Genomic DNA, 21,961 nt, shown 5'->3' on the forward strand with positions numbered 1-21,961 from the left:
AGCGGCCCTCAGGCCGCGGTCCGGCCCGGGGTCTCCTCGAGGGTGGTCGCGCCCGTCATGATCGCCACCGCCTCCGGCATCGTGTGCGACGCCGGCGTCACCACGCCCGCGCAGCGACCCAGTCGCTGGATGTGGATGCGGTCGGCGACCTCGAACACGTGCGGCATGTTGTGGCTGATGAGGATGACCGGCAGCCCTCGCGACCGGACCTCCTCGATCATGCGGAGCACCTGGTTGGATTCCTTGACGCCGAGGGCGGCGGTCGGCTCGTCGAGCACGATCACCTTGCTGCCGAAGGCCGCTGCGCGCGCCACCGAGACCGCCTGGCGCTGCCCGCCGGAAAGCGTCTCGACCGCCTGCCCCACGTTCTGCAGGGTGCCGATGCCGAGGTCGGCGAGGGCCTGGGCGGCCTCGCGCCGCATGCCCTTCTGGTCGAGCATCCGGAAGATCGAGCCGAGGGGGCCGCGCCGGCGCTTCTCCCGGCCGAGGAAGAGGTTGGTCGCGATGTCCAGCGCCGGCGCCACGGCGAGCGTCTGGTAGACCGTCTCGATGCCGGCGTCCCGGGCGTCCTGCGGCCGCTTGAACTGCGTGGGCCTGCCCTCCAGGAACAGTTCTCCGGCATCCGGGGTCAGCGCGCCGGTCAGGCACTTGATCAGCGTCGACTTCCCCGCGCCGTTGTCGCCGATGACGGCCAGGACCTCGCCGGGATAGAGGTCGAGATCGACCCCGTCGAGACCGACGACCCTGCCGAACGTCTTGACCAGACCTCGCGCCGACAGCACCGGCGAGCGCCGCCGCGTGTCGGCCGCGCCGGTCCGCCCGTCGGGGGTGTGCGTGGTGGCGGTCATGCCCTCACCTTCCTGATCCACTGGTCGACGGCCACGGCGAGGATCACCAGCAGGCCCACGGCGAGGACGCGGTACTGGTCGTCGACCCCGGCCAGCGACAGTCCGCTGCGGAAGAACCCGACGATCAACGCGCCGAGCAGGGTCCCGAGCACCGCACCGCGCCCGCCGAACAGGCTGGTGCCACCGATGACCACGGCGGTGATGCTCTCCAGGTTCGCGTCGGTGATGGCGTTGGGGCTGGCCGCGCCGGCACGGCCGATGAGGATCCAGGCGGTGAGGCCGTAGATCGCGCCGGCGACGAGGTAGACGCTCAGCAGGACCCGGTCGACCCGGATGCCGGCGAGCCGTGCCGCCTCCTTGTCGTCGCCCACCGCGTAGACGTGCCGCCCCCAGGCCGTCCTGGCCAGCGCGTACCCGACCGCCAGGTAGAGCAGCACCACCGCGACGACGCCGGCCGTGATCCGGAACGGTCCCACCGGGAAGGACTCCCCGGTCCAGCTGAGCACCGGCGGAAGGTCGGTGGCCTGCACGCTCTGCCCGCCGGAGTAGAGCAGGCCGACGGCGGTGAAGACGCTGAGCGTGCCGAGCGTGACGATGAAGGGTGGCAGCTTCAGCCGGGTCACGAGTGCCCCGTTGAGCGCTCCCGCCGCCGCGCCGACCGCGATGGCGAGGAGGATCGCGAGCACGCCGGGAAGGCCCTGCCCCTCGGCCAGCTTGGCCGAGAGCATCATGGCCAGGATGACGATCGCGCCGACCGACAGGTCGATGCCCGCGGTCAGGATGATCAGCGTCTGGCCTACGGCGAGCGCGCCGATGACCGCCACCTGCTGCAGGACGAGCGACAGGGAGTTGGGCGAGGCGAACCGCGGGTTGATGGTGGAGAAGACGACGAACGAGACGACCAGCACGAGGAAGGGGCTGATCGCGGGGTGCGCGTGCAGCAGGTGCTGGACGCGTTGCAGCGGTGAGTGCCGGCGCAGGGCGAACTGCTGCGCGGCGGTGGTCGGTGGTGACGTGGTGGTCACGCGTACTCCTGCCGTTGTCGATGGCGGACGACCTGCCCGGCCGGGCCCCGGGATGCTTTCGGACACCCCGGCCGGGCGGCGGTGGCTCAGCCCCAGCAGCGCTGGGCGGCGTCGGTGCTGGTGATGCTCTCGACCCCGGTCGTCGCCTTGTCGGTGACCAGGGTGACGCCGGTGTCGAAGAAGTCCAGGCCGTCGGAGACCTTCGGCTTCTCGCCGCCGTTCGCGATCTTCTTGATCGCCTGCACGCCCAGCTCGGCCATCTTCAGCGGGTACTGCTGGGAGGTCGCGCCGATGACCCCGTCCTTGACCTGCCGTACGCCGTCGCAGCCGCCGTCGACGGAGACGACCAGGACGCCCTGGGTCCTGCCCGCGGCCCGGAGCGCCTTGTGCGCGCCGACCGCGGCGGGCTCGTTGATGGTGTAGACGACGTTGATGTCGGGGTTGCGGGTCAGGCAGTTCTCCATGGCCGTACGACCGCCGTCCTCGGCGCCGTTGGTCGGCTCGTTGCAGGCGATGGTGTAGGTGCCGCCGGAGTAGTTGCCCGTCTTCGCCTCGTCGCCGTTCTTCTTCCGGTCGGCGGTGTCGATGCCCATGCCGGTCAGGAAGCCCTGGTCCCGGTTGTAGTCGACGGAGACGACCTTGTCGTTGAACAGGTCCAGCATCGCGATGGTCGCCGGCTTGCCGCCGAGCTGGCTCGCGGTCCACTTGCCGATCAGCTCGCCGGCCTTGAAGTTGTCGGTGGCGAAGGTGATGTCGACGGTGTCGGCCGGGTCGGGCGGGGTGTCCAGCGCGATGACGTAGAGGCCGGCGTCCCGGGCCTTCTTGATGGCGGGGTTGACGCCGGGGCCGTTCGGGGTGATCAGGATGCCCTCGTCGCCGCGGGCGATGGCGTCCTCGATGGCCTGCACCTGGCCGGCCTCGTCGCCGTCCTCCTTGCCGGCGGCCAGGGTCAGCTTCACGCCCTCCGCCTCGGCGGCCTTCTTCGCGCCCTGCTGCATGGCGACGAAGAAGGGGTTGGTGGAGTTCTTGGTGATCAGGGAGACGGCGACGGTGCCGCCACCGGCGGAGCCCGCGCCGCCGGAACTGTCCCCGCAGCCGCCGGCGACCATGCTGGTGGCCGCGACGGCGGCGAGCAGCAGGGCGCCCCGACGGCGGCCCGTGCGCTGGATCATGTTCTCTCCTCGACAAGACATCCGGCCAGGATCGCCGGACCGGCTCGACAACGATGTCAGCGGAGTTTCCAGTGAGCAACGCCACGGTGTCAATACATCTTGATGCACTTTCTCGTAATCGTGTAGTAACACGCCGGGTGCCCTTGACAACGATGTCAGCTACCGCACAGCATTCGCTCCACGTTCGCCGCCCGGCGCGTCTCGACGGCGGGCGCCCCCCGAAGGACGGAGGAGTGTGGATGAGGGTCCGTCGATTGCTGGCCGCGGCGTTCACGACCGCGGCCCTGATGGCGACACTGCCCGGCACCACCGCCAGCGGCGCGCCGCCCGGCACCAGGGACGAGCCGCACCGACCGCAGATCCACTTCAGTCCCGAGCGGAACTGGATGAACGACCCGAACGGCCTGGTGTGGTACCAGGGCGAGTGGCACCTCTTCTACCAGTACAACCCCGAGGGCGCGCGGTGGGGCAACATGTCGTGGGGGCACGCGGTGAGCCGCGACCTTTTCCACTGGGAGGAGCTGCCGGTCGCGATCCCGTACTCGGCCGACGAGCACGTCTTCTCCGGCTCGATCGTGGTCGACGAACGGAACACCTCCGGCTTCGGCCGGCCCGGCGCACCGGCGATGGTCGCGGTCTACACCAGCGCGTACCCGGCGACCGGCATCCAGGCGCAGTCCCTGGCGTACAGCACCGACCGGGGACGCACGTGGACGAGGTACGCCGGCAACCCCGTGCTCGACCTCGGCTCGCGGGAGTTCCGCGACCCCAAGGTCTTCTGGGACGCCGACGCCGGCTACTGGGTCATGGCGATCGTGCTGGCCACCGAGCACAAGGTGCGCTTCTACCGCTCCGACGACCTCCGGTCCTGGACCCACCTGAGCGACTTCGGGCCCGCCAACGCGGTCGGCGGCGTGTGGGAGGTGCCGGACCTGTTCGAACTGCCGGTCGACGGCGACCCGAACCGCACGAAGTGGGTGCTGGTGGTCAACCTCAACCCGGGCGCCGTGGCCGGCGGATCGGGCGCGCAGTACTTCGTCGGCGACTGGGACGGCACCACCTTCACCGCCGACAACGTGGTGACGGGCGACCCGGCCCCGCCGACGGGGACGCTCCTCGCCGACTTCGAGGACGGCTACGCGGGCTGGACGGTCGAGAACGACCCGGCACTCGGGCCGGGGCCCTTCGGCGCCGCCCCGTACCCCGGCACGGTCCCCGGCCAGCAGCGGGTCAGCGGCTTCCAGGGCCGCGCCCTGGTCAACAGCTTCCTCGACTTCGACGCCCCGAAGGGACGCCTGGTCTCCCCCGAGTTCACGCTCCGGCAGGACTACCTGAACCTCCTCGTCGGTGGCGGCGCGCACCCGCACCTGCCCGACACGACCACCGCGTTCGTGCCCGAGGACGCCGAGCCGGTGCTCGACTTCGAGTTCCCCGACGGCCGGACGTACGAGCAGGCGGGCTGGACGGCGACCGGCGGCCTGCGCAACCGCGCACCGGTGGTGGGCCCGGCCCGGTCCGAGCGGGGCCACGTGGGCGACAAGCTGCTCACCACCTTCTTCGAGGCGGACACGACCACGGGCACGCTGACCTCGCCGGCGTTCACCATCGACCGGAACCACCTGAGCGTTCTCGTCGGCGCCGGCGGCCACCTCGGCACCGACACGCCCCGGACGGTGGTGGAGCTGCTCGTCGACGGCGAGGTGGTCCGCACCGGCACCGGAAACTTCTCCGGCTTCGTGAACTGGCGCAGTTGGGACGTGACCGAGTTCCGGGGCCGCAGCGCCCAGTTGCGCGTGGTCGACGAGCACACCGGCGGCTGGGGGCACCTGCTGGTCGACCACCTGATCGCCACCGACGCGCCGGTGCTGCCGAGGTCGGTGGAGACCGCAGTCAACCTCGTCGTCGACGGCGAGGTCGTCCGTACCGCGACCGGCAAGGACAGCGAACGCCTGGACTGGGTGGCCTGGGACGTGCGCGACCTGGCCGGCCGGCGGGCGCACCTGGAGATCAACGACTTCAACTCGGGCGGCTGGGGACACATCCTCGTCGACCACGTGATGGCCGGCGACCGGCCGGCGGCCAGCGAGCTGGAGCGCTACGACTGGGTGGACCACGGCAAGGACTACTACGCCGCCGTCTCCTACCACGGCGTCCCCGGGGGCAAGCGGATCCTGATCGGCTGGATGAACAACTGGCAGTACGCCGGCAACGTCCCGACCTCGCCCTGGCGCGGCGCCATGGCCCTGCCCCGGGAGTTCGGGTTGTCCACGATCGACGGTGCGGTCCGGCTGGTCCAACGACCGGCGGCACAGGTCCGCGGCCTGCGCGGCGACGGAACGGCCTTCACCCTGCGCGACGCCACCCTCGGACCCGGCGTAACCGACCTGCCGCCCGCCGCCGACGGCGACGTGCTGGAGATCGAGGCAGAGTTCGAGCTGCGCGACGCCGACCGCTTCGGCCTACACGTGCGCGGCGGCGGCGACGAACGGACGGTGGTCGGGTACGACGTAGCGGCACGACGCCTCTTCGTCGACCGGACCCGGTCGGGCCGGGTCGACGTCGGTCCGCTCTTCCCCGGCGTGCACAGCGGCCCGCTGACCGTGGACGGGAACCGCGTGCGGATGACAATCTACGTGGACCGCTCCTCCGTCGAGGTCTTCGGCGGCGCGGGTCAGACCACGATCACCGACCAGGTCTTCCCGGCGGCGTCCAGCGACCAGACCCGCCTGTTCGCCGAGGGCGGTCAGGTGGTGGTGCGCTCGCTCACCGTGCGGCCGTTGCGCTCGGTGTGGCGATAACCTGGGAGTCGATCATCGGCGGCCGGGGGTACGGTCAACGGCCCCCGGCCGCCGCAGCACCCGTCCGGTAGGAGCGCTCATGCACGGTGCCGCCTCCGCTACGTCGACCGCAACCCGGGCGCGACCCACGCTGCGGGACGTCGCGCTGCTCGCGGGAGTGAGCCCCAAGACCGTCTCGCGGGTCGTCAACGGCGAGGCGGGCGTCTCCGCCCCGAAGACCGCCGCCGTCCAGCGGGCGATCGCCCAACTGGACTACCGGCCGAACTTCACCGCGAGCAGTCTCCGCCGCACCAGCGGTCGCAGCGCCGCGATCGCGGCGGTGCTGGAGGACGTGGCCAACCCGTTCTCGGCCGCCCTGCACCGGGCCCTCGAGGACGCCGCGCGGGAACGCGGGGTGTTGATCTTCGCTGGCAGCGTCGACGAGGATCCGGCGCGGGAGCGGGACCTGATCCACGCCTTCACCATGCGGCAGGCCGACGCCCTGGTCGTCGCGCCGGCCAGCGACAACCAGAGCTACCTGGCCGGTGAGGTCGACGCCGGCACCCCGGTGGTGTTCGTCGACCGCCCGCCGGTGGGGCTGGCCGTCGACGCCGTCCTGACCGACAACCACGAGGGCGCCGCCATGGCCGTCGGGCATCTCGTCCGGCACGGCCACCGCACCATCGCGTACCTGGGCGACCTGCGGACCATCCCGACGGCCCGACAGCGGTTCCAGGGCTTCAAGGAAGCGCTCAGCGACCACGGCATCCCGCCGACGCCCTCACTCGCGGTGCACGACCTGCACACCGAGGAGCAGGCCGAGGAGGCCGTACGCCGGCTGCTGTCCGCACACCCCCGCCCCACCGCGCTGTTCACCTCCCAGAACCTCGTCACCATCGGCGCGATCCGGGCCCTGCAACAGCTCGGTCGCCAGCACGACGTCGCCCTGGTGGGCTTCGACGACTTCCCGCTGGCCGACCTGCTCCAGCCGGCGGTCACCGTCGTGGCGCAGGACCCGTCGGAGATGGGCCGCGTCGCCGCGTCGCTGATCTTCCGGCGGCTGGACGGCGAACAGTGGCCGCCCACCACCCACCTGGTCGCGAGCCGATTGATCCCACGCGGCTCCGGCGAGATCAGCGGGCCGTTCGCGGGGTGACCGCGAGCGCCCGCGACCGGGCGGTCGTCTCGTCGGCGACCAGCGCCGCCAGTCGGTCCAGGCCCAGGTCGATCTGCGCCGGGGTGACCGCGCTGACCGACAGCCGCAGCGCGTCGACCGGGGCGCCGTCGTCGTAGAAGTGCGCCATCGGCGTCCAGAGCAGCCCGTACTCGCGGGCGGAGCGGTGCAGCAACGCGTCGTCGACCGCGAACGGCACCGTGACCACCACGAAGAACCCGCCGGCCGGCACGTTCCAGCGCACCGGCGACGCGCCCGGCGGGAAACGCCGGGCCAGGCCGTCGACGAGGTGGCGCAGGTTCCGGCCGTACGCGGCCCGCTCCCGGGCGGTGGCGGCCACCAGGCTGCACCCGTGCTCCAGCAGCGCGCCGCCGACCACCGCCTGGGCGATCGCCGAGGTGTTCACCGTGACCATGCTCTTGATCTTGGCGAGCTGATCGGCGAACAGGCCCACCGAGCCGTCGGAGCCGGCGACGCGCTGGTCGGCGACCACGTAGCCCACCCGCGCGCCGGGCAGCACCGTCTTGGCGAACGAACCCAGGTAGACCACCCGCCGCGCGGTGTCCAACGCCTTCAGCGTCGGCAGCCGCCCCGCGTCCCCGGCCGGAAAGAGACCGTACGGGTTGTCCTCCAGCAGCAGCAGGTCCTCCTCGGCGGCGAGGTCGAGCAGCCGCCGCCGGTCGGCCAGCCCGATGCTCGTGCCCGACGGGTTGGCGAAGTCCGGCATCACGTAACAGGCGCGGGGGCGCAGCCCCGCCGCCCGGGCCCGGCGCACCTGCTCCCGCAGGTCGGCCAGGTCCACCCCGGCCGGGCCGCCGGCCACCGGCCGCACCGGCAGGTCCAGCAGCCGCGCGGCGCCGGTCAGCCCGACGTACGTCGGGGCGACGGCGAGCAGCACGTCGCGGGGGTCGGCCCGCAGCGCCCGCAGCACCAGGAACATCGCCTCCTGGCAGCCGACGGTCACCACGACCGCCTCCGGGTCGACCGTGATGTTCTCGTCGACGGCGAGGTTGCGGGCGACGAGGTGGTGCACGATGCCCTTGGTGCGGCCGTACTGGAACAGGGTCCGGTGCACCTGCGCGGGGCTCTGCCCGAGATCGTCGGCCAGGTGCCGGCGGAACGTCTCCAGGTGCCGGTGCGGCGCGGCGACGTCGAAGAACTCCTCGTACGGCCGGCCGGCCGCCAGCGACACCGCGTCGGGATAGTGCTGGGCCACCTCGTTGAGGAAGTTCATCGAGTTCAGCGCCGGGTCGTCGACCGCCGGATGCAGGTCGGCGACGTGCAGGTCCACCGGTTCGGCCACCGCTCAGCCCTCCCTCAGCACGCGCAGCTCGCGGACGGCCGCCGGGTCGGCACAGCCGGCCAACGCCAGCGCGTCGCGGAACTCGCCGGCCAGCAACTCCAGCGCCGTCTCCGCCCCGGCCCGGCCCCCGGCGGCGAGCGCCCACAGCAACGGCCGGCCGACCAGCACCCCCCGCGCGCCGAGAGCGAGCGCGCGCAGCACGTCCACGCCGCCGCGCACGCCGCTGTCCAGCAGCACCTCGCACCGGTCGGCCACCGCCGTCACCACCTCGGGCAGCACGGTGGCGGTGGCCGGTGCGCCGTCGAGCTGGCGGCCGCCGTGGTTGGACACCACCACCGCGTCCGCCCCGGCGGCCGCCGCCAGCTCCGCGTCGCGCGGGTCCAGGATGCCCTTCACCACCAGCGGCAGGGCGGTACGGCCCCGCAGCCAGTCCAGGTCGGCCCAGCCCAAGGCGGGCGCGAAGACCTCGCCGGTGTGCGCCGCGACGGCCGAGACGCCCGGGGTGGCGGCGTGTGCGAGCGCGTCCCGCCCTACCGGCAGGTTGGCGGCGACGACGTGCGGCGGGATGGCGAAGAAGTTGCGGACGTCGCGCAGCCGCCGGCCCAGGATCGGCACGTCCACGGTGACCATCAGCGCGCCGCACCCGGCCGCGTGCGCCCGGTCCAGCAGATCCGCGACGAGGGCCCGGTCCCGCAGCCAGTAGAGCTGGAACCAGACGGCCGCGCCGGTCGCCGCGATCTCCTCGATCGGCACGCTGCTCAGCGTGCTGGCCGCGTACGGCACACCGGCCGCGCCGGCCGCCGCCGCGAGCGCCGTCTCCCCGTCGGGGTGCACCAGCCGCTGGTACGCCATCGGCGCCACCGCCACCGGCAGGGCGCAGGGGGCGCCGAGCAGCCGCGCGTCGGTACGCGGGGCGGCCACGCCGCGCAGCACGCGGGGCAGCACGGCCACCTGGTCGAGGGCGCGCCGGTTGGCGGCGAGGGTGGTCTCCGTGCCGCTGCCGCCGTCGACGAAGTCCCACACCTCGGGCGGGAGCACCGCCCGGGCCCGCTCGGCGAAGTCGGCCAGCCCGGCGGGCGCGGGCGGCTCGCCGGGCGGCACGTCCTGCCGGGGCAGCACGGTCTCAGCCATCGCTCGCCCCCGTTCCCGCCGCCGGCCGGCTCGACGCCGGGCGGGAACCCGCGGCCGCCGCCACCGTTCCCGGGCCGGCATCGCCGGTCGGGAGGCCGAACCGCGCCCGCAGGAATTCGGCGGCCCGGTCCTGGGCGCGGCGGCCGTCGTCGAACGCGCCGGGCATGGCGAAGAAGCCGTGGATCATGCCGGCGTACCGGGCGAGGGTGGTGGGCACGCCCGCGTCGCGCAGCCGGTGGGCGTACCGCTCCCCCTCCTCGCGCAGCGGGTCGTGCTCGGCGGTGATCACCAGCGCCGGCGGCAGGCCGCTCAGGTCCTCGGCGAGCAGCGGCGAGGCCAGCGGGTGCCGCGCGTCGGCGGGGTCGGCGAAGTAGTGGCCGCGGTACCAGGCGACCGAGCGGCGGTTGAACAGCAGGGGGTCCTCGCCGTCGCCGCCGGGTTCCCCGGTCTGGTCGGTGTTCGGGTACACCAGCAACTGGGCGGCGAGCGCGGGCCCGCCGCCGTCGCGGGCCAGCAGGGTAACGGCCGCCGCGAGGTTGCCCCCGGCGCTGTCCCCGCCGACCGCCAGCCGCCGCGGGTCGACGCCGAACTCCTCGGGATGCGTGGCGATCCACCGGGCCGCCGCGTGGCAGTCGTACACGGCGGCCGGGAACGGGTGCTCCGGGGCCAGCCGGTAGCCGACAGTGACCACCTGGCAGGGCACCGCGTTGGCCAGCCGCCGGCAGATGCCGTCGGCGGTGTCGACGCTGCCCAGCGTCCAGCCGCCGCCGAAGAAGTAGACCAGGGTGGGCAGCGGCCCCTCCCCCGCCGGCCGGTGGATGCGCACCGGCAGGTCGCCGGCCGGGCCGGGCACGTGCGTGTCGCGTACCTCGTGCACCGGCTCGACCGCGCCGCCGCCGGCGCGGATCGCGGCGAGGTCGGCGGCGCGGGCCTCGGCGAGGGTCTGCGTGTACAGCGGCGGGATGCCGGCCGCCGCGCGGGCGGTCCGGTACGCCGCGACCTGCGGGTGGACGCTCACGCGGCCTCCCCTCCGGCGTGGACCAGCAGCTTGTCGATGCCGCGCAGGAACAGGCTGCCGCTGTACGTCGGCGGCTCGGCGACCGCGAGCCGGGGGAAGCGGGCCAGCAGCTTCGGCAGCGCGAGCCGGCCCTCCAGCCGGGACACCGCCGCGCCGAGGCAGAAGTGCAGGCCGACGCCGAAGGCGAGCGACGGCGGGCCGGGCCGGCGCGGGTCGAAGCGGTCCGGCTCGGGGAACCGGGCCGGGTCGCGGTTGGCGGCGGCGATGATCAGCAGGACGTTCTCGTCCCGCGCGACCGGCACCCCGCCCAGCTCGGTGTCCCGGGGCGCGGCCCGGGCCAGGAAGTGCACCGGGGCCTCCAGCCGCAGGATCTCGTCGACGGCGCCCCGGGCCAGCGCGTCGTCGCCGGGCAGCGCGGCGGCCACGTCGGGGTGCGCCAGCAGCAGCGGCAGGCCGTTGCTGAACATGTAGACGGTGGTGACGAAGGCGGCGTTGAACAGCACGATCAGGTTGCTGACCAGCTCGTCGGCGGTGAGCCCCACGTCGCCGGAGTCGACCGCCTCCACCAGCCCGCTGATCAGGTCCTCGCCCGGCTGGCGGCGCCGGTGGGCGATCAGGTCGGCGTAGAAGTCGCGCAGCTCGGCGGCAGCGGTGTTGGCGGCGGCGAGCCGCTGCGGGGTCTTGCCCGCCACGTCCAGGAACTCGTCGATCCGCTCCACCCGCTGCCGGTAGAAGTCCAGCTCACCGGCGGGGATGCCGATGAACTCGGCCATCACCAGGGCCGGCATCGGGTACGCGAACTCCGCCACGAAGTCGAACCCGGTCTCCCCGGCGTCGGCCATCCGGTCCAGCAGTCCGTCCACGACCCGGTGCACGGCCGGTTCCAGCGCGCCCAGCCGGCGCGGCGTGAAGGTCTTCGCGAAGACCGCCCGCACCCGGGTGTGGTCGGGCGGGTTGACGAACATCATCGAGGTCTGGAGGGTGCGCAGCACCTCCTGCTCCTGCCAGCCCGGCGGCGGCTGCTTGTACCACTCCGGGTCGCGCAGCACCTGGCTGACCAGTTCGTAGCCGACGGCGACGGCGGCGACCGACCGGTGCTCGGCGCGCGCCGGCACCGGGCTGACCGGCCCCAGCTCGTGCAGCCCCGCGTAGCAGGGATACGGGTCCTGCCGGCCCTCGTCGCTGTAGAGACGGGTCAGCAGTTGCGTGACGTCCACGTCGATCGGTCTCCCCCCCCCAGGAACGGTGGCGCGGACGGCGGGGGTGGCCCCGCCGCCCGCGCCGGATGTCACAAGCCGAGCAGTCGCAGCGGCACGGCGTCGGCCATCGCCTGGTTGCCGGCGTCGTTCGGGTGGATGTGGTCACCCGAGTCGTACGCGGGCAGCAGCCGGCTGGGCTGGGCGGGATCGCGCAGCACCCGGTCGAAGTCGAGCAGCCCGTCGAACTCGTCGCTGCCGCGCAGCCACGCGTTCACCGCCTGCCGGGTGGCCTCCTTCTCGGGCGTCCACACCCCCGGGTTGCCGTGCCCCTCGTACGGGGTGAGCGTCGACACCAGGCTGCGCAGGCCGCGCGCCTTCACCTGCTGGTTGACCTGCCGCAGCGAGGCGATGATGCTCTCGGCGGAGTCGCCCGACATCCAGATGTCGTTGATGCCCAGGTGGGTGACGACGGTCCGGGCGTCGGTCTGGGCGAAGACGTCCTCGTCGAGCCGGGCCAGGGCGTTGGGGCCCAGCTCGTGGTAGCCGGGGAAGCCGCCCGCGCCGGGCTCGGTGCCCTCGTGGTTGAGCCGGTTGCCGGCCAGGCTCAGGTTGAGCACGCCCGGGGTGCGTACGTCGGGGCGGGCGTCGACGAGGCGGTCGGCGAGCAGGTCCGGCCAGCGCCTGTTGGCGTTGACGGTGCTGCCGTTGCCGTCGGCGATCGAGTCGCCGAAGACCACCACCGAGCCGGGGCTGTGCCGGCGCTGCACGTCGATGCCGGACAGGAAGAACCAGCAGCAGTTCGGCCGGATGGTGAACCCGGCGCCGTCGGCGGCGGAGGTGAGGTCCGTGGCGCCGATGAAGTTGGTCTGCCGGGACTGGCCGTGGAAGGTCACCGGCCCGGTCGGCGTCGGGAAGTGCAGGGTCACCACCAGATCCTGCTGGTCGCCGACGGGCAGGGCGACCGGGTCGCTGAGCAGCTCGGCGCCGCGGTTCATGGTGGCGGAGGTGGCCCCGTCGAAGGTCAGCTCCCGCAGGGTCGAGGTGTCGATGTCGGACAGGTCGTCGGGGGTCGCGGTGTTCGGCTTCGCCACGGTGGCGCGGCCGACCTTGACGGCCTGCTCGCCGTACATGTTGCTCAGTCGCACCCGGAACTGCGGTCCGCCCACGCTGGTGTGCACGACCATCCGGACGCTCTGGTTGTTGAGGCCGTTGTTGGTCAGGCCGGTCGCGTTGCCCCGGGTGACCGCGGCCGCCCAACTGCCCGCCCAGACCGTCCGCTGCTGGCGGGCCGCCTCGGCGTCCGGCGGGCCGGCGCTGGCCACCACCGCAGGGGTTCCCGCGATCAACAGCGTGGCCGCGGACGCGATGACAGGCCATCTCTTCGGGGTCGACATTGAACCTCCATCGTTGGCAGCCCAGGGCCGTCCGCTGACGGCACCGCCTGGACGATGGTCCAGAAACCTAGCCGCCCCGTTTTACGGGCGTCAATCAACCTGATCGACGTGATCAAATGTCCTCCGGTCTGGCCGGAACGCCGTTCGGTCTCTGTCCCGTGACAGGCGGTGGTGCCTACGCTCACGGACGGCGGCGGTGCGGTCGCCGAGGCGCGCGCCCACCCGCCGCGCCGGCGATCTGGCCCGCCGACGCGGTGTACACGTCCCCGGGTTGGCCGGCGGACGGCCACTCCTCTTCGCCGATGGGGGCTGCGGGATGACTGACGGACCGGAGCGACGGGACGGCTACGTACACCGGGCACTGGAGCTGTTCGCCGACTTCGGTGACCGGGAGGCGCTGGTCGGCGACGGGCACCGGCTCAGCTACGCCGACGTCGCCGCCGAGGTGCGCCGGCTGGCCGCGACGCTGCGCGGGCACGGCGTACGGCCGGGCGACGGGGTGCTGGTCGCGCTCGGCAACCCGGTGGAGGCGCCGCTGGTGCAGCTCGCCCTGCACCTGCTGGGCTGCCGGACGATGTGGATCGCGCCGGTCACCTCCCGCCGCGAGGTGGACGAGTTCGTCCGGCTGGCCCGCCCCGACGCCTTCGTCTACGACGCCCGCGACCCCGCGAGCCTGGGCCCGGAACTGGCCGCCGGGCTGCCCGGCGTGCCGGTCTTCTGCCTGGGTCCGGGCGGCGCGGGCCGGGACCTGACCGCCGGCGGGCCCCCCACGGCGGGGGACGACCTGCCGGCGCGACCGCCGGCGCCGGAGTCCTTCCTCCAGACCAGCGGCACCACCGGCACGCCCAAGCTGGTGCACCACCGGGAGAGCTTCTACGCACAGATCCTCGCCCTGGCCGCCGACTTCCGCGCGGCCGGGTACCCGCTGCTGCGGCACCTGTCGCACTCGCCGATGTGGCTGGCCAGCGGCCAGATCACCACGCTGTTCAACCTGTTCACCGGCGGGGTGCTGTTCCCCCGCGACGGCTGGGACCCGGCGCGGTTCATCGAGACCGTCGGGCGGGAGCGGATCAACTCCACCTTCGTCACCCCGCCGATGCTCTACGAGGTGCTCGACCACCCGGCGCTGGACGGCGCGGACTTCTCCGCCATGTTCATGTTCAACGTGGGCGCCGGGCCCGCCGCGCCCGCCCGCCTGCGCCAGGCCATCGCCCGCTTCGGCCCGGTGCTGCGCATCGTGTACGGACTCAGCGAGGCGGTGGTGATCACCGCCCTGCCGGGGCTGACCGACGACCCGGAGCACCCGGAGCGGCTGCGCTCCTGCGGTCGGCCGTACGGGGACGTGCGCGTCGAGATCCGCGCCGAGGACGGCACCGTGCTGCCGCCCGGCGAGAACGGCGAGGTGTGGGTGCACACCGACCTGCGTTTCGCCGGCTACCACGGCCGGCCCGAGCTGACCGCCGAGACGCTGGTCGACGGCTGGGTCCGCACCCGCGACATCGGGCACGTCGACGCCGACGGCTACCTCTACCTCGTCGACCGGTTGCAGGACCGGATCCTCACCCGGCGGCGTAGCTGGCCGATCTACTCCCGCCCGATCGAGGACCTCCTGGCCGGGCACCCGCAGGTCCGCGCGGCGGCGGTGATCGGCGTGCCGGACGAGGTCGCCGGCGAGCTGCCGTACGCCTACGTGGTGCCGGCGCCCGACGCGACGGTGACCGCGCGGGAGTTGATCGACCTGGTCACCGCCGCGCTCAGCGACACCTGGGCGCCGGGCGGGGTGGAGTTCGTCGACCGGCTGCCGCTCAACCGCTCGAACAAGGTGGACAAGCGCGCGCTGCGGGCCCGGTACGCCGAGGCCCACCCGAGCGCGGTGGAGCACCCGGAGGCGTCGATCGGCAGCCTGGCGTGACGCCCCGGCGGGAACTGACCACCCTGGTCGCCGCCGACCTGATCTCGAACCTGGGCAGCCGGGTCTCGGTGGTGGCGATCCCGTGGCTGGTGCTGGAGACCACCGGCAGCCCCGCGAAGATGGGCGTGGTGGCCGCCGCCGAGACGCTGCCCTACCTGCTCTCCGGCGCGCTGGGCACTCCCTGGGCGGACCGGATCGGGCTGCGCCGCACCTCGATCCTGGTCGACGTGGGCAGCGCGGGGCTGATGGTCGCGGTGGCCCTCACCCCGTGGCTGGGCTTCGGCGCGCTGGTCGCGCTGGTCGCCGTGGTCGGCGCGCTGCGGGGCGTCGGCGACCGGGTCAAGCACGTCATGTTCCGCCCGGCCGCCGAGGCCGCCGGGGTGCGACTGATCCGGCTCACCTCCGTCTACGACGGGCTCGGCCGGGTGGTCACCCTCCTCGGCGCGGGGCTGGGCGGGCTGCTCATCTGGTGGTTCGGCGTGACCCAGGCGATCCTCATCGACGCCGCCAGCTTCGCCGTCTGCGCGCTGCTGGTCGGGCTCCTCGTCCGACCGCCGGCGCCCCCGGCGGCGCCCGGGCGGCCGGAGGGCTACCTGCGCGCGCTGGCGGGCGGGTTCCGCTACCTCGGCCACGACCGGATGCTGCTGACCATGCTGCTGGTGATCTCGGCGCTGAACATGGTGGTCAACGCCAGCGTCGCCGTCTACATCCCGCTCTGGGTGGCCGACGTGCTGCGCAGCCCGGTCGGGCTGGGCCTGGTGCTGGGCGCGTTCTCCGCGGGCGCCCTGCTGGGGAACCTGCTGTTCACCGCGTACGGCCCGCGGCTGCCCCGGTACCTGGCCTTCGTGGTCGGGGCGGCGGTCAGCGGCGCCCCGCGGCTGCTGGTCCTGGCGCTGAGCGAGGAGCTGGCGGTGGTGCTGGCGGTGACGTTCGCGTCCGGCATCGGCATCGCGGCGGTGAACCCGCTGCTCGGCGTGGCGATCTACGAGCGGGTGCCACCCGAGTTGCAGACCCGGGTGATCGGGCTGGCGGGGTCGCTGGCGTTCGCGGGCCTGCCGCTGGGCGCGCTGCTGGGCGGCTGGTCGGTGACCGCGCTCGGCCTCCGCCCCGCTCTGTTGGTGATGACCGCGTTCTGCCTGGTGGTCACCCTGCTGCCGCTGCTGCCCGGCCTCCGCCCCCGGTCGGCCCCCGCGACGGCCGAGCGGGAACCGCGCGTCGTCGGTCAGGCGTAGGGTCCGGACATGGCCACGTGGGACGACGTACGCCGGATCGCGCTGGGGCTGCCGGAGACCAGCGAGCACCCCTCCTACCAGGGGGCCCCGGCGTGGAAGGTCCGGGACCGGGCGTTCGTCTGGGAGCGCCCGCTGCGCCGCGCCGACCTCGACGCCCTCGGGGCGGCGGCGCCCGACGGCCCGGTGCTCGGCGTGCGCGTGCCGGACCTGGGGGCGAAGGAGGCGCTGCTCGCCGACGACCCCGGCGTCTACTTCGCCACCCCGCACTTCGACGGCTGCCCGGTCGTCCTGGTCCGGCTCGACCGGATCGACCCCGACGAGCTGACCGAGCTGGTCGTCGAAGCGTGGCAGGAGCGTGCGCCGAAGCGCCTCGCGGCGGCGTACCGGGCCGGGCAGCACGTCTGATCCGCCCCGGCGCGCCGGCCGCCAGCGGGCGGGGCGACGTCAACGCGGCAACGCCGCCGAGACCGCCTCCTCGGGGGTGGAGACGTGCAGCGGGCCGTCGACGGCCACACCGTCGGCGTCGACGATCCGCCACCCGCCGAGCACCACCACCGGGATGCCGCCGCGCCGCATGCCCAGGGCCACCTCCGACAGCGTCCCCCACGAGCCGCCGACCGCGATCACCGCGTCGGCGCTCCACACCAGGATCGCGTTGCGCGCCTGGCCCATGTTGGTGACGACCGTGGCCGACACGTCCGCCACGGGGCCGGGCGCGGTGCCGTCGTCGGGGCGTACGCCGACGACCAGGCCGGCCCGGGAACGGGCGCCGGCGGCGACGGCGGACATCACCCCGCCACCGCCCCCGCAGAGCACGGTGGCGCCGCGCTCGGCGAGCAGCTCGCCCACCCGGCGGGCGTACGCCAGCTCGGCGCCCGACGCGGTCGCCGGCCCGCACACCGCCACCTGCACCATGCCGCCATGATGCCCGACGCGACGTGGCGCCCCGGCGGGATCCGCCGGGGCGCCACGGTCGGTCGGGTCAGAACACGGAGACGCCGTACTTGCTGAGCGCCTCGGTGACGGGCTGGAAGAAGGTGGTGCCGCCGGTGCGGCAGTTGCCGCTGCCGCCCGAGGTCAGGCCGAGCGCGATGCTGCCGGAGTAGAGCGGGCCGCCGCTGTCGCCGGGCTCGGCGCAGACGTTGGTGGCGATCATGCCCCGCACGGTGCCCTCGGCGTACCGGACGGTGGCGTTGAGGCCGGTGACCGTGCCGCTGTGGGTGCCGGTGGTGCTGCCCCGCCGGGTCACCTGCTGGCCGACGGACGCGTTCCCGGCGGCGGTGATGTCCTGCGAGCCCACCGAGCCGTCGATCGCGATCGAGGTGTTGGTGTAGCGGACGATGCCGTAGTCGTTGCCCGGGAAGCTGGTGCCGGTGCGGTCGCCGAGCTTGGTGCTCTGGGCCGAGTTGGCGTACCAGGCGGAGACCACGTCCGTGCAGTGCCCGGCGGTGAGGAAGTAGTAGGTGCTGCCGCTGCGCACGTTGAAGCCGAGCGAGCAGCGGTAGCCGCCGCCGTAGATGGCGTCGCCGCCGGAGATCCGCATGCTCAGTGTGCCGGCGAGCGGGGTGACCCGGGCCGTGCCGCCGGCGGCGGCCACCGCGGCGCGGATGCGGGCCGACTGGGCGGCGCCGACCGTGCTGTCCACGCCGACGACCACCTGGTTGCTGACCGGGTCGACCCAGAGGGCGGTGCCGGTGACGCCCAGGTCGACCCGGGACTGCGCGGCCTCCAGGGCGCGCGTGCTGTGGGTGACCAGGCGGGCGACGCCGCCGGCGGCGCGGACCCTGGCGGCGGCGGCCTCGTCGGTGACGGCGACGACCGTACGCCCCGAGGCGGCGTCCACGTAGGAGCCGGCGGTGCGGTCGGGACCGAGGCCGGCGGCGAGGCTGGCCGCTCCGTCGGCGGTCAGGACGGCGGGCGCGGCGTGGGCCGGCGACACGGCCATGGTGGCGCCGAGGCAGGCGACGGCGACGGCGGACATCACGCCACGTCGAGTGAGTCTCACGCGTTCCTCCAGGGAGGGCTGGACCGACTGTCTATCGATCGATGGACACATATTTCCATCGGCCGCACAGGAGGTAAAGGGCTCGACGCCGATCGTTGTCGCCACTCGTCACGAGGAGCGCACGAGCGTCCACCTGGCGGAGGCCGCCTGCCCGACGGGCCGCTGGCCGGCGGCGACCCGGTCGACTAGCGTGCGCTCATGCCATCGACGCTGACCGAATCGACGGATCCGTGGTGCCTCCGCGACGGGGAGAGCGTCGCCCTGCTGCGCGACCACCCGTGGCGGCGCTTCGCGGTGCTCGGCGACAGCGTGGCCGAGGGGCTCTGCGAGCCCGTCGACGGCTATCCCGAGGTGCAGTGGGCGGACCGCGTCGCCGCCGAGCTGCGGGCCGTCCGGCCGGAGCTGGCGTACCTGAACCTCGGGCTGCGCGGGCTGCGGGCGCACGAGGTGCGCGCCACCCAGCTCGCCCCGGCGCTGGCGTTCCGGCCCGACCTGGCGCTGGTGGTGTGCGGCGGCAACGACGCCTTCCACCCGGCGTACGACGCGGACGCGGTCGACGCCGAGCTGACCGCGATGATCGAGGCGTTGCGGGCCGCGGGGGCCGACGTGATCACCGTCGGCATGTTCGACGTCTCGCACAGCCCGGCCGTGCCCGAGCGGCACCGGGCCGGCCTGGCCGAGCGGATGCGGCGGCTCTCCGCGCACACCGGCGCGCTCGCCGAACGGCTCGGCACCCTGCACGTGCGGCTCACCGACCACCCGCTCACCGCCGACCCGTCGATCTACAGCAGCGACGGCCGGCACGGCAGCGCCCGCAGCGACGCCGTCGCCGCCGCCGAGACCGTCCGCCGCCTCGGCGCCCACCTCACGACCGCCCGAAGCGCGGACGGGGCGGCTCGGTGAGGATCCCCGCGGCTGCTGCTCCTTCCCCCTGTCAGGCCGGCTGGCTCACTGACTCCCGGGGCGCCGTCGCGGCGGTGCGCCGGATCATGCGGGGCGTGACCCTCCGATAGGCGCGCGGGTCGACGGGCAGCAGCCACTGGCGGGCGCGGGCCAGCGGGCCGAGGTTGAGCCCGAGGTCGTCGAGCACCTCGTCGATGTTGTGCATCGAGAACGGGATGATGCTCGTGCCGCGGGCGTGCTGCCCGTTGGTCCGCGCCGCCATCCAGGCCAGCCGCGTACGCACCTGCTCCCGCATCCGCTCCCTGGACGGCAGCGCGATCCCTCCCCGTAGATGGGCGGCCGTCCAGACCGCTGCCATCTCGGCGCTCAGCGGGCTGAAGAACGAGGAGTCGTAGCCGGCGAAGGTCAGGTGCGGGACGTCGACCGGCAGGATCTGGCGGTGGAGCATGAAGTTGCCGTCGTCGTCTTCGAGCCGGGCGTGCAGGGCGGCGTCGAAGAAGGGCACGTGCTGCCGGAACCCGGTGCCGCAGATGACCAGGTCGGCGGGGAGCACCGTGCCGTCCGTGAGCCGGGCGGCCGGCCGCCCCCCGTCGACCAGGAGTTCGCCGATCTGGCGATCGCGGTGGACGCTGATCCGACCGTCGGCGACCCGCTCGAAGAAACCGTCCGTCGCGAGGCTGACGGTGCTTCGCGCGATGTCCTCGAAGGTCCCGTTCGGCACGAGACCCAGCTCGCGCAGCTTGAGCTGCCGGGTCGCGACCGACCCCACGCTGTCGAGCATGCCGCGGCGCAGACCGTTGCCCGGGCCGTGCAGGAACCGCTCGAAGCCCTGCACGCGGATGTACCGGAACAGCGCCTCACCCATCCGGGTGAGCAAAAGGTACTTGTAGTTGACCGCTCCGCCGAGCTTCTTGGGCATCTTCCACAGCAGTTGGCGGGCGACGACGTGGGTCCGCGCGGCGACGTCGCTCAGCGGGACCGCCACGTCGCAGGACGACTTGCCGTACCCGACGACGAGGACGTGCTTTCCCCGCGCCGCCTCGAGATCGTGGAACTCCCCGCAGGCCAGAACACGTCCCCCCGCGGCGACGAAGTCCGCACGGCCCTCGAAGGGCGGGATGAGCGGCTCGGAGAAGATGCCGTTGGCGACGACGAGGTGGTCGTACCGCTCCCAGGTCGCCGGGTCCCGCCCACCCGTCGGTCGTGACGCGATCAGCCACGCGGTCTCGTCGTCCACGAGTTTCGCGGCGACGACCTCCGTGGAGAGGCGCAGGACGGGGCGGAGCCCGAACCGGTCCACGTAGCTCTCGACGTACTGCTGAACCTGCTCGCCCGACGGCCACTGCGGGTAGTGAGCGGGCATCGGCAGGTCGGAGAGGTGGTAGGTGCCCTTGTTGTTCTGCGTGCGAAGGCCGGGGTATCTCCGGGTGCTGCTCCAGACGCCTCCGACGTCGGGCGCCTTCTCGAACACGGAGACCTCGAAGCCACTCTGCCGCAGCACCTTCGCTGCGCTCAGGCCGGCGAATCCAGCACCGACGACGGCGATCCTCATGGCGAACCTCCACAGACTCTGCGACCCGTTGACGGGAGCCGCGACAGCGGGGCGCCGGCGGCGATCGCACGCTAACGAGCACGACGGCAGGGCTGCTATCCGCTGGACGCGCGCGGCATCCGCATCGCGCAACTTGGGCACTTTTCCCGGCGCCCTTGGTGTCGGGTTTGGAGCACGCCTCTGCTGATCACGCTGCCCCCGGTCCTAATCTCGGCACAGCAGGGCGTCTCGGCGCGGGGCCGCCGGTCCGGGCGAACCGACGGTTCCGTGCGGGTCACCGGCGATGCGCAGCCGCCCCGGCCCCATCAGGAGGTGCCAGATGGCTGCCACGACGGTCAGGACGGACGACATCGAGCGCGCCCGCACGGAGGTCGGTCGTGTCTTCTGTCCGCACCGGCTCACGCCCCAGCCGGGCGTCCGCAGCGTCCGCCTGCGAATGACGGCCCGCCGGTCGGGCGGCGTGGGCGTCGTCGACCTCGACTACGCGCAGGCGGTGCGGATCCAGCCGGCCGCGCTGGAGACCTTCTACCTGGTGCAGATTCCCCGTGGCGGCCGGGCGGAGGTCCGGCACGCCGGGCGTACCGTGGCCTCCACGCCCGACACCGCCTCCGTCCTCTCTCCCTATGACGCCTCGGACATGCACTGGTCCGAGGCGTCTCCGCACCGGATCTTCTACGCCGACCGGCAGACGGTCGACCGGGAACTCGCCCGACTGCTGGGCCGACCCGTGGACGGCCAGGTCCACTTCGACGTCGGCATGACCATGAGCACGCCCGCGGCGGTGGCCTGGGCCCGCGGGGTGGACTTCCTCGCCGAGGAGCTGTCCCAGCCGAAGGGCGCCTCCCTCCTCGACCACCCGCAGGTCGTCGGCCGCTTCGAGCAGGCGCTCATCGGCAAGTTGTTGCTGACCCACCGCCACACGTACACTGACCTGCTCGCCGGGCCGGCGAGGCACCCGGCACCCGGGCGCCTCGTCCGACGCGCCTGCGCACTGATGACGGAGCACCACGGCGAGGCACTGACGGTCGGCGACGTCGCGGAGGCACTTCGGGTGAGCGTACGGACGCTGCAGGAATGCTTCCGCCGCGAGCTACAGACCACCCCGATGGCGTACCTGCGCGCCCGCCGGCTCGACGCGGTCCACGCCGCGCTGCGCGCGGCCGGACCCGGGGCGTCCGTGACGACCGTCGCCCTCGACCACGGATTCGCCCACCTCAGTCGCTTCGCCGGCGAGTACCGGTCCCGCTTCGGGGAGTCGCCTTCCACAACCCTCCGTCGCTGACCACGCCCCGCCGGGCCTCGATCTCGCATCGGGG

17 protein-coding genes and 1 pseudogene are annotated in these 21,961 nt (G+C 73.6%); 7 read left to right on the plus strand and 11 right to left on the minus strand.

Annotation, left to right across the window (positions count from 1 at the left end; all coding sequences use genetic code 11):
- Window positions 1-8: 8 nt before the first annotated feature.
- From ACGF5G_RS23680 to ACGF5G_RS23690, 3 genes are all read right to left on the minus strand, one after another.
- Window positions 9-848 (minus strand): ATP-binding cassette domain-containing protein, encoded by an 840-nt coding sequence (locus tag ACGF5G_RS23680; protein ID WP_393266211.1) that lies wholly within the window; start codon window positions 846-848, stop codon window positions 9-11.
- On the minus strand, window positions 845-1,873 hold the full coding sequence (locus ACGF5G_RS23685) for an ABC transporter permease (protein ID WP_393266213.1): 1,029 nt from the start codon (window positions 1,871-1,873) through the stop codon (window positions 845-847). The genes ACGF5G_RS23680 and ACGF5G_RS23685 overlap by 4 nt, the downstream gene beginning before the upstream one ends.
- Before the next feature lie 86 nt (window positions 1,874-1,959).
- Window positions 1,960-3,045: a substrate-binding domain-containing protein gene (locus ACGF5G_RS23690; protein WP_393266216.1), complete on the minus strand. Its 1,086-nt coding sequence runs from the start codon at window positions 3,043-3,045 to the stop codon at window positions 1,960-1,962.
- A gap of 239 nt (window positions 3,046-3,284) precedes the next feature.
- Here ACGF5G_RS23690 and ACGF5G_RS23695 point away from each other — a divergent pair, with 239 nt between their 5' ends.
- Together ACGF5G_RS23695 and ACGF5G_RS23700 are read left to right on the plus strand one after the other, a co-directional pair.
- The gene (locus tag ACGF5G_RS23695) at window positions 3,285-5,843 is read left to right on the plus strand and encodes a GH32 C-terminal domain-containing protein (RefSeq protein WP_393266219.1); all 2,559 of its coding nucleotides are present in this window, start codon (window positions 3,285-3,287) and stop codon (window positions 5,841-5,843) included.
- Window positions 5,844-5,922: 79 nt separating this feature from the next.
- Entirely contained in the window at window positions 5,923-6,978 is a 1,056-nt protein-coding gene (locus ACGF5G_RS23700) for a LacI family DNA-binding transcriptional regulator (RefSeq protein WP_393266222.1), read from the plus strand.
- Here the strand turns inward: ACGF5G_RS23700 and ACGF5G_RS23705 are convergent.
- The 5 genes and pseudogenes from ACGF5G_RS23705 to ACGF5G_RS23725 all read right to left on the minus strand — a co-directional run bounded on the left by ACGF5G_RS23705 (window position 6,956) and on the right by ACGF5G_RS23725 (window position 13,014).
- Window positions 6,956-8,299, minus strand: coding sequence for a PLP-dependent aminotransferase family protein (locus ACGF5G_RS23705; RefSeq protein WP_393266225.1), 1,344 nt, complete (start codon window positions 8,297-8,299; stop codon window positions 6,956-6,958). The two genes, ACGF5G_RS23700 and ACGF5G_RS23705, sit on opposite strands and share 23 nt — an antisense overlap.
- A gap of 3 nt (window positions 8,300-8,302) precedes the next feature.
- A complete protein-coding gene (locus ACGF5G_RS23710; protein ID WP_393266228.1) occupies window positions 8,303-9,430 on the minus strand; it encodes an alpha-hydroxy acid oxidase in 1,128 nt (375 codons plus the stop codon).
- 73 nt (window positions 9,431-9,503) lie between these two features.
- Window positions 9,504-10,448, minus strand: a pseudogene (locus ACGF5G_RS23715) (alpha/beta hydrolase); the annotation flags it as partial.
- Window positions 10,445-11,665, minus strand: coding sequence for a cytochrome P450 (locus ACGF5G_RS23720; protein WP_393266230.1), 1,221 nt, complete (start codon window positions 11,663-11,665; stop codon window positions 10,445-10,447). The pseudogene ACGF5G_RS23715 and the gene ACGF5G_RS23720, both read right to left, overlap by 4 nt.
- Window positions 11,666-11,736: 71 nt before the next feature.
- Window positions 11,737-13,014 (minus strand): SGNH/GDSL hydrolase family protein, encoded by a 1,278-nt coding sequence (locus tag ACGF5G_RS23725; RefSeq protein ID WP_393266593.1) that lies wholly within the window; start codon window positions 13,012-13,014, stop codon window positions 11,737-11,739.
- 343 nt (window positions 13,015-13,357) lie between these two features.
- Here ACGF5G_RS23725 and ACGF5G_RS23730 point away from each other — a divergent pair, with 343 nt between their 5' ends.
- Genes ACGF5G_RS23730 through ACGF5G_RS23740 form a run of 3 tightly spaced genes read left to right on the plus strand, consistent with a single transcriptional unit; the run spans window position 13,358 to window position 16,590 of the window.
- Entirely contained in the window at window positions 13,358-14,953 is a 1,596-nt protein-coding gene (locus ACGF5G_RS23730) for a class I adenylate-forming enzyme family protein (protein WP_393266233.1), read from the plus strand.
- Window positions 14,950-16,185, plus strand: coding sequence for an MFS transporter (locus ACGF5G_RS23735; RefSeq protein ID WP_393266236.1), 1,236 nt, complete (start codon window positions 14,950-14,952; stop codon window positions 16,183-16,185). The genes ACGF5G_RS23730 and ACGF5G_RS23735 overlap by 4 nt, the downstream gene beginning before the upstream one ends.
- 9 nt (window positions 16,186-16,194) lie before the next feature.
- Window positions 16,195-16,590 carry an MmcQ/YjbR family DNA-binding protein gene (locus ACGF5G_RS23740; RefSeq protein ID WP_393266239.1) on the plus strand — a complete coding sequence of 132 codons (396 nt, stop codon included), beginning with the start codon at window positions 16,195-16,197 and terminating at the stop codon, window positions 16,588-16,590.
- Between the two features lie 39 nt (window positions 16,591-16,629).
- Here the strand turns inward: ACGF5G_RS23740 and ACGF5G_RS23745 are convergent, their stop codons facing one another.
- On the minus strand, window positions 16,630-17,100 hold the full coding sequence (locus ACGF5G_RS23745) for a dethiobiotin synthetase (RefSeq protein WP_393266242.1): 471 nt from the start codon (window positions 17,098-17,100) through the stop codon (window positions 16,630-16,632).
- A gap of 67 nt (window positions 17,101-17,167) precedes the next feature.
- Window positions 17,168-18,166, minus strand: a complete 999-nt coding sequence (locus ACGF5G_RS23750; RefSeq protein ID WP_393266245.1) for a S1 family peptidase — start codon at window positions 18,164-18,166, stop codon at window positions 17,168-17,170.
- A gap of 222 nt (window positions 18,167-18,388) precedes the next feature.
- On the opposite strand from ACGF5G_RS23750, the gene ACGF5G_RS23755 reads away from it, so the two are divergent.
- The gene (locus ACGF5G_RS23755; protein WP_393266248.1) at window positions 18,389-19,093 is read left to right on the plus strand and encodes an SGNH/GDSL hydrolase family protein; all 705 of its coding nucleotides are present in this window, start codon (window positions 18,389-18,391) and stop codon (window positions 19,091-19,093) included.
- Between the two features lie 31 nt (window positions 19,094-19,124).
- Here the strand turns inward: ACGF5G_RS23755 and ACGF5G_RS23760 are convergent, their stop codons facing one another.
- Window positions 19,125-20,645: a flavin-containing monooxygenase gene (locus ACGF5G_RS23760; RefSeq protein ID WP_393266250.1), complete on the minus strand. Its 1,521-nt coding sequence runs from the start codon at window positions 20,643-20,645 to the stop codon at window positions 19,125-19,127.
- Window positions 20,646-20,964: 319 nt separating this feature from the next.
- On the opposite strand from ACGF5G_RS23760, the gene ACGF5G_RS23765 reads away from it, so the two are divergent.
- The gene (locus ACGF5G_RS23765; protein ID WP_393266252.1) at window positions 20,965-21,927 is read left to right on the plus strand and encodes an AraC family transcriptional regulator; all 963 of its coding nucleotides are present in this window, start codon (window positions 20,965-20,967) and stop codon (window positions 21,925-21,927) included.
- Window positions 21,928-21,961: the final 34 nt, after the last annotated feature.

Origin of the sequence: Micromonospora sp. NPDC047730 (assembly GCF_043204765.1) — a bacterium.
GTDB lineage: Bacteria > Actinomycetota > Actinomycetes > Mycobacteriales > Micromonosporaceae > Micromonospora.

Bases quoted from the DNA above. Each gene is read 5' to 3' on its own strand.
- ACGF5G_RS23700 (WP_393266222.1), top strand. From the start codon at position 5,923: ATGCACGGTGCCGCCTCCGCTACGTCGACCGCAACCCGGGCGCGACCC.
- ACGF5G_RS23765 (WP_393266252.1), top strand. From the start codon at position 20,965: ATGGCTGCCACGACGGTCAGGACGGACGACATCGAGCGCGCCCGCACG.
- ACGF5G_RS23760 (WP_393266250.1), bottom strand. From the start codon at position 20,645: ATGAGGATCGCCGTCGTCGGTGCTGGATTCGCCGGCCTGAGCGCAGCG.
- ACGF5G_RS23755 (WP_393266248.1), top strand. From the start codon at position 18,389: ATGCCATCGACGCTGACCGAATCGACGGATCCGTGGTGCCTCCGCGAC.
- ACGF5G_RS23750 (WP_393266245.1), bottom strand. From the start codon at position 18,166: ATGTCCGCCGTCGCCGTCGCCTGCCTCGGCGCCACCATGGCCGTGTCG.
- ACGF5G_RS23695 (WP_393266219.1), top strand. From the start codon at position 3,285: ATGAGGGTCCGTCGATTGCTGGCCGCGGCGTTCACGACCGCGGCCCTG.
- ACGF5G_RS23690 (WP_393266216.1), bottom strand. From the start codon at position 3,045: ATGATCCAGCGCACGGGCCGCCGTCGGGGCGCCCTGCTGCTCGCCGCC.
- ACGF5G_RS23745 (WP_393266242.1), bottom strand. From the start codon at position 17,100: ATGGTGCAGGTGGCGGTGTGCGGGCCGGCGACCGCGTCGGGCGCCGAG.
- ACGF5G_RS23740 (WP_393266239.1), top strand. From the start codon at position 16,195: ATGGCCACGTGGGACGACGTACGCCGGATCGCGCTGGGGCTGCCGGAG.
- ACGF5G_RS23680 (WP_393266211.1), bottom strand. From the start codon at position 848: ATGACCGCCACCACGCACACCCCCGACGGGCGGACCGGCGCGGCCGAC.
- ACGF5G_RS23730 (WP_393266233.1), top strand. From the start codon at position 13,358: ATGACTGACGGACCGGAGCGACGGGACGGCTACGTACACCGGGCACTG.
- ACGF5G_RS23710 (WP_393266228.1), bottom strand. From the start codon at position 9,430: ATGGCTGAGACCGTGCTGCCCCGGCAGGACGTGCCGCCCGGCGAGCCG.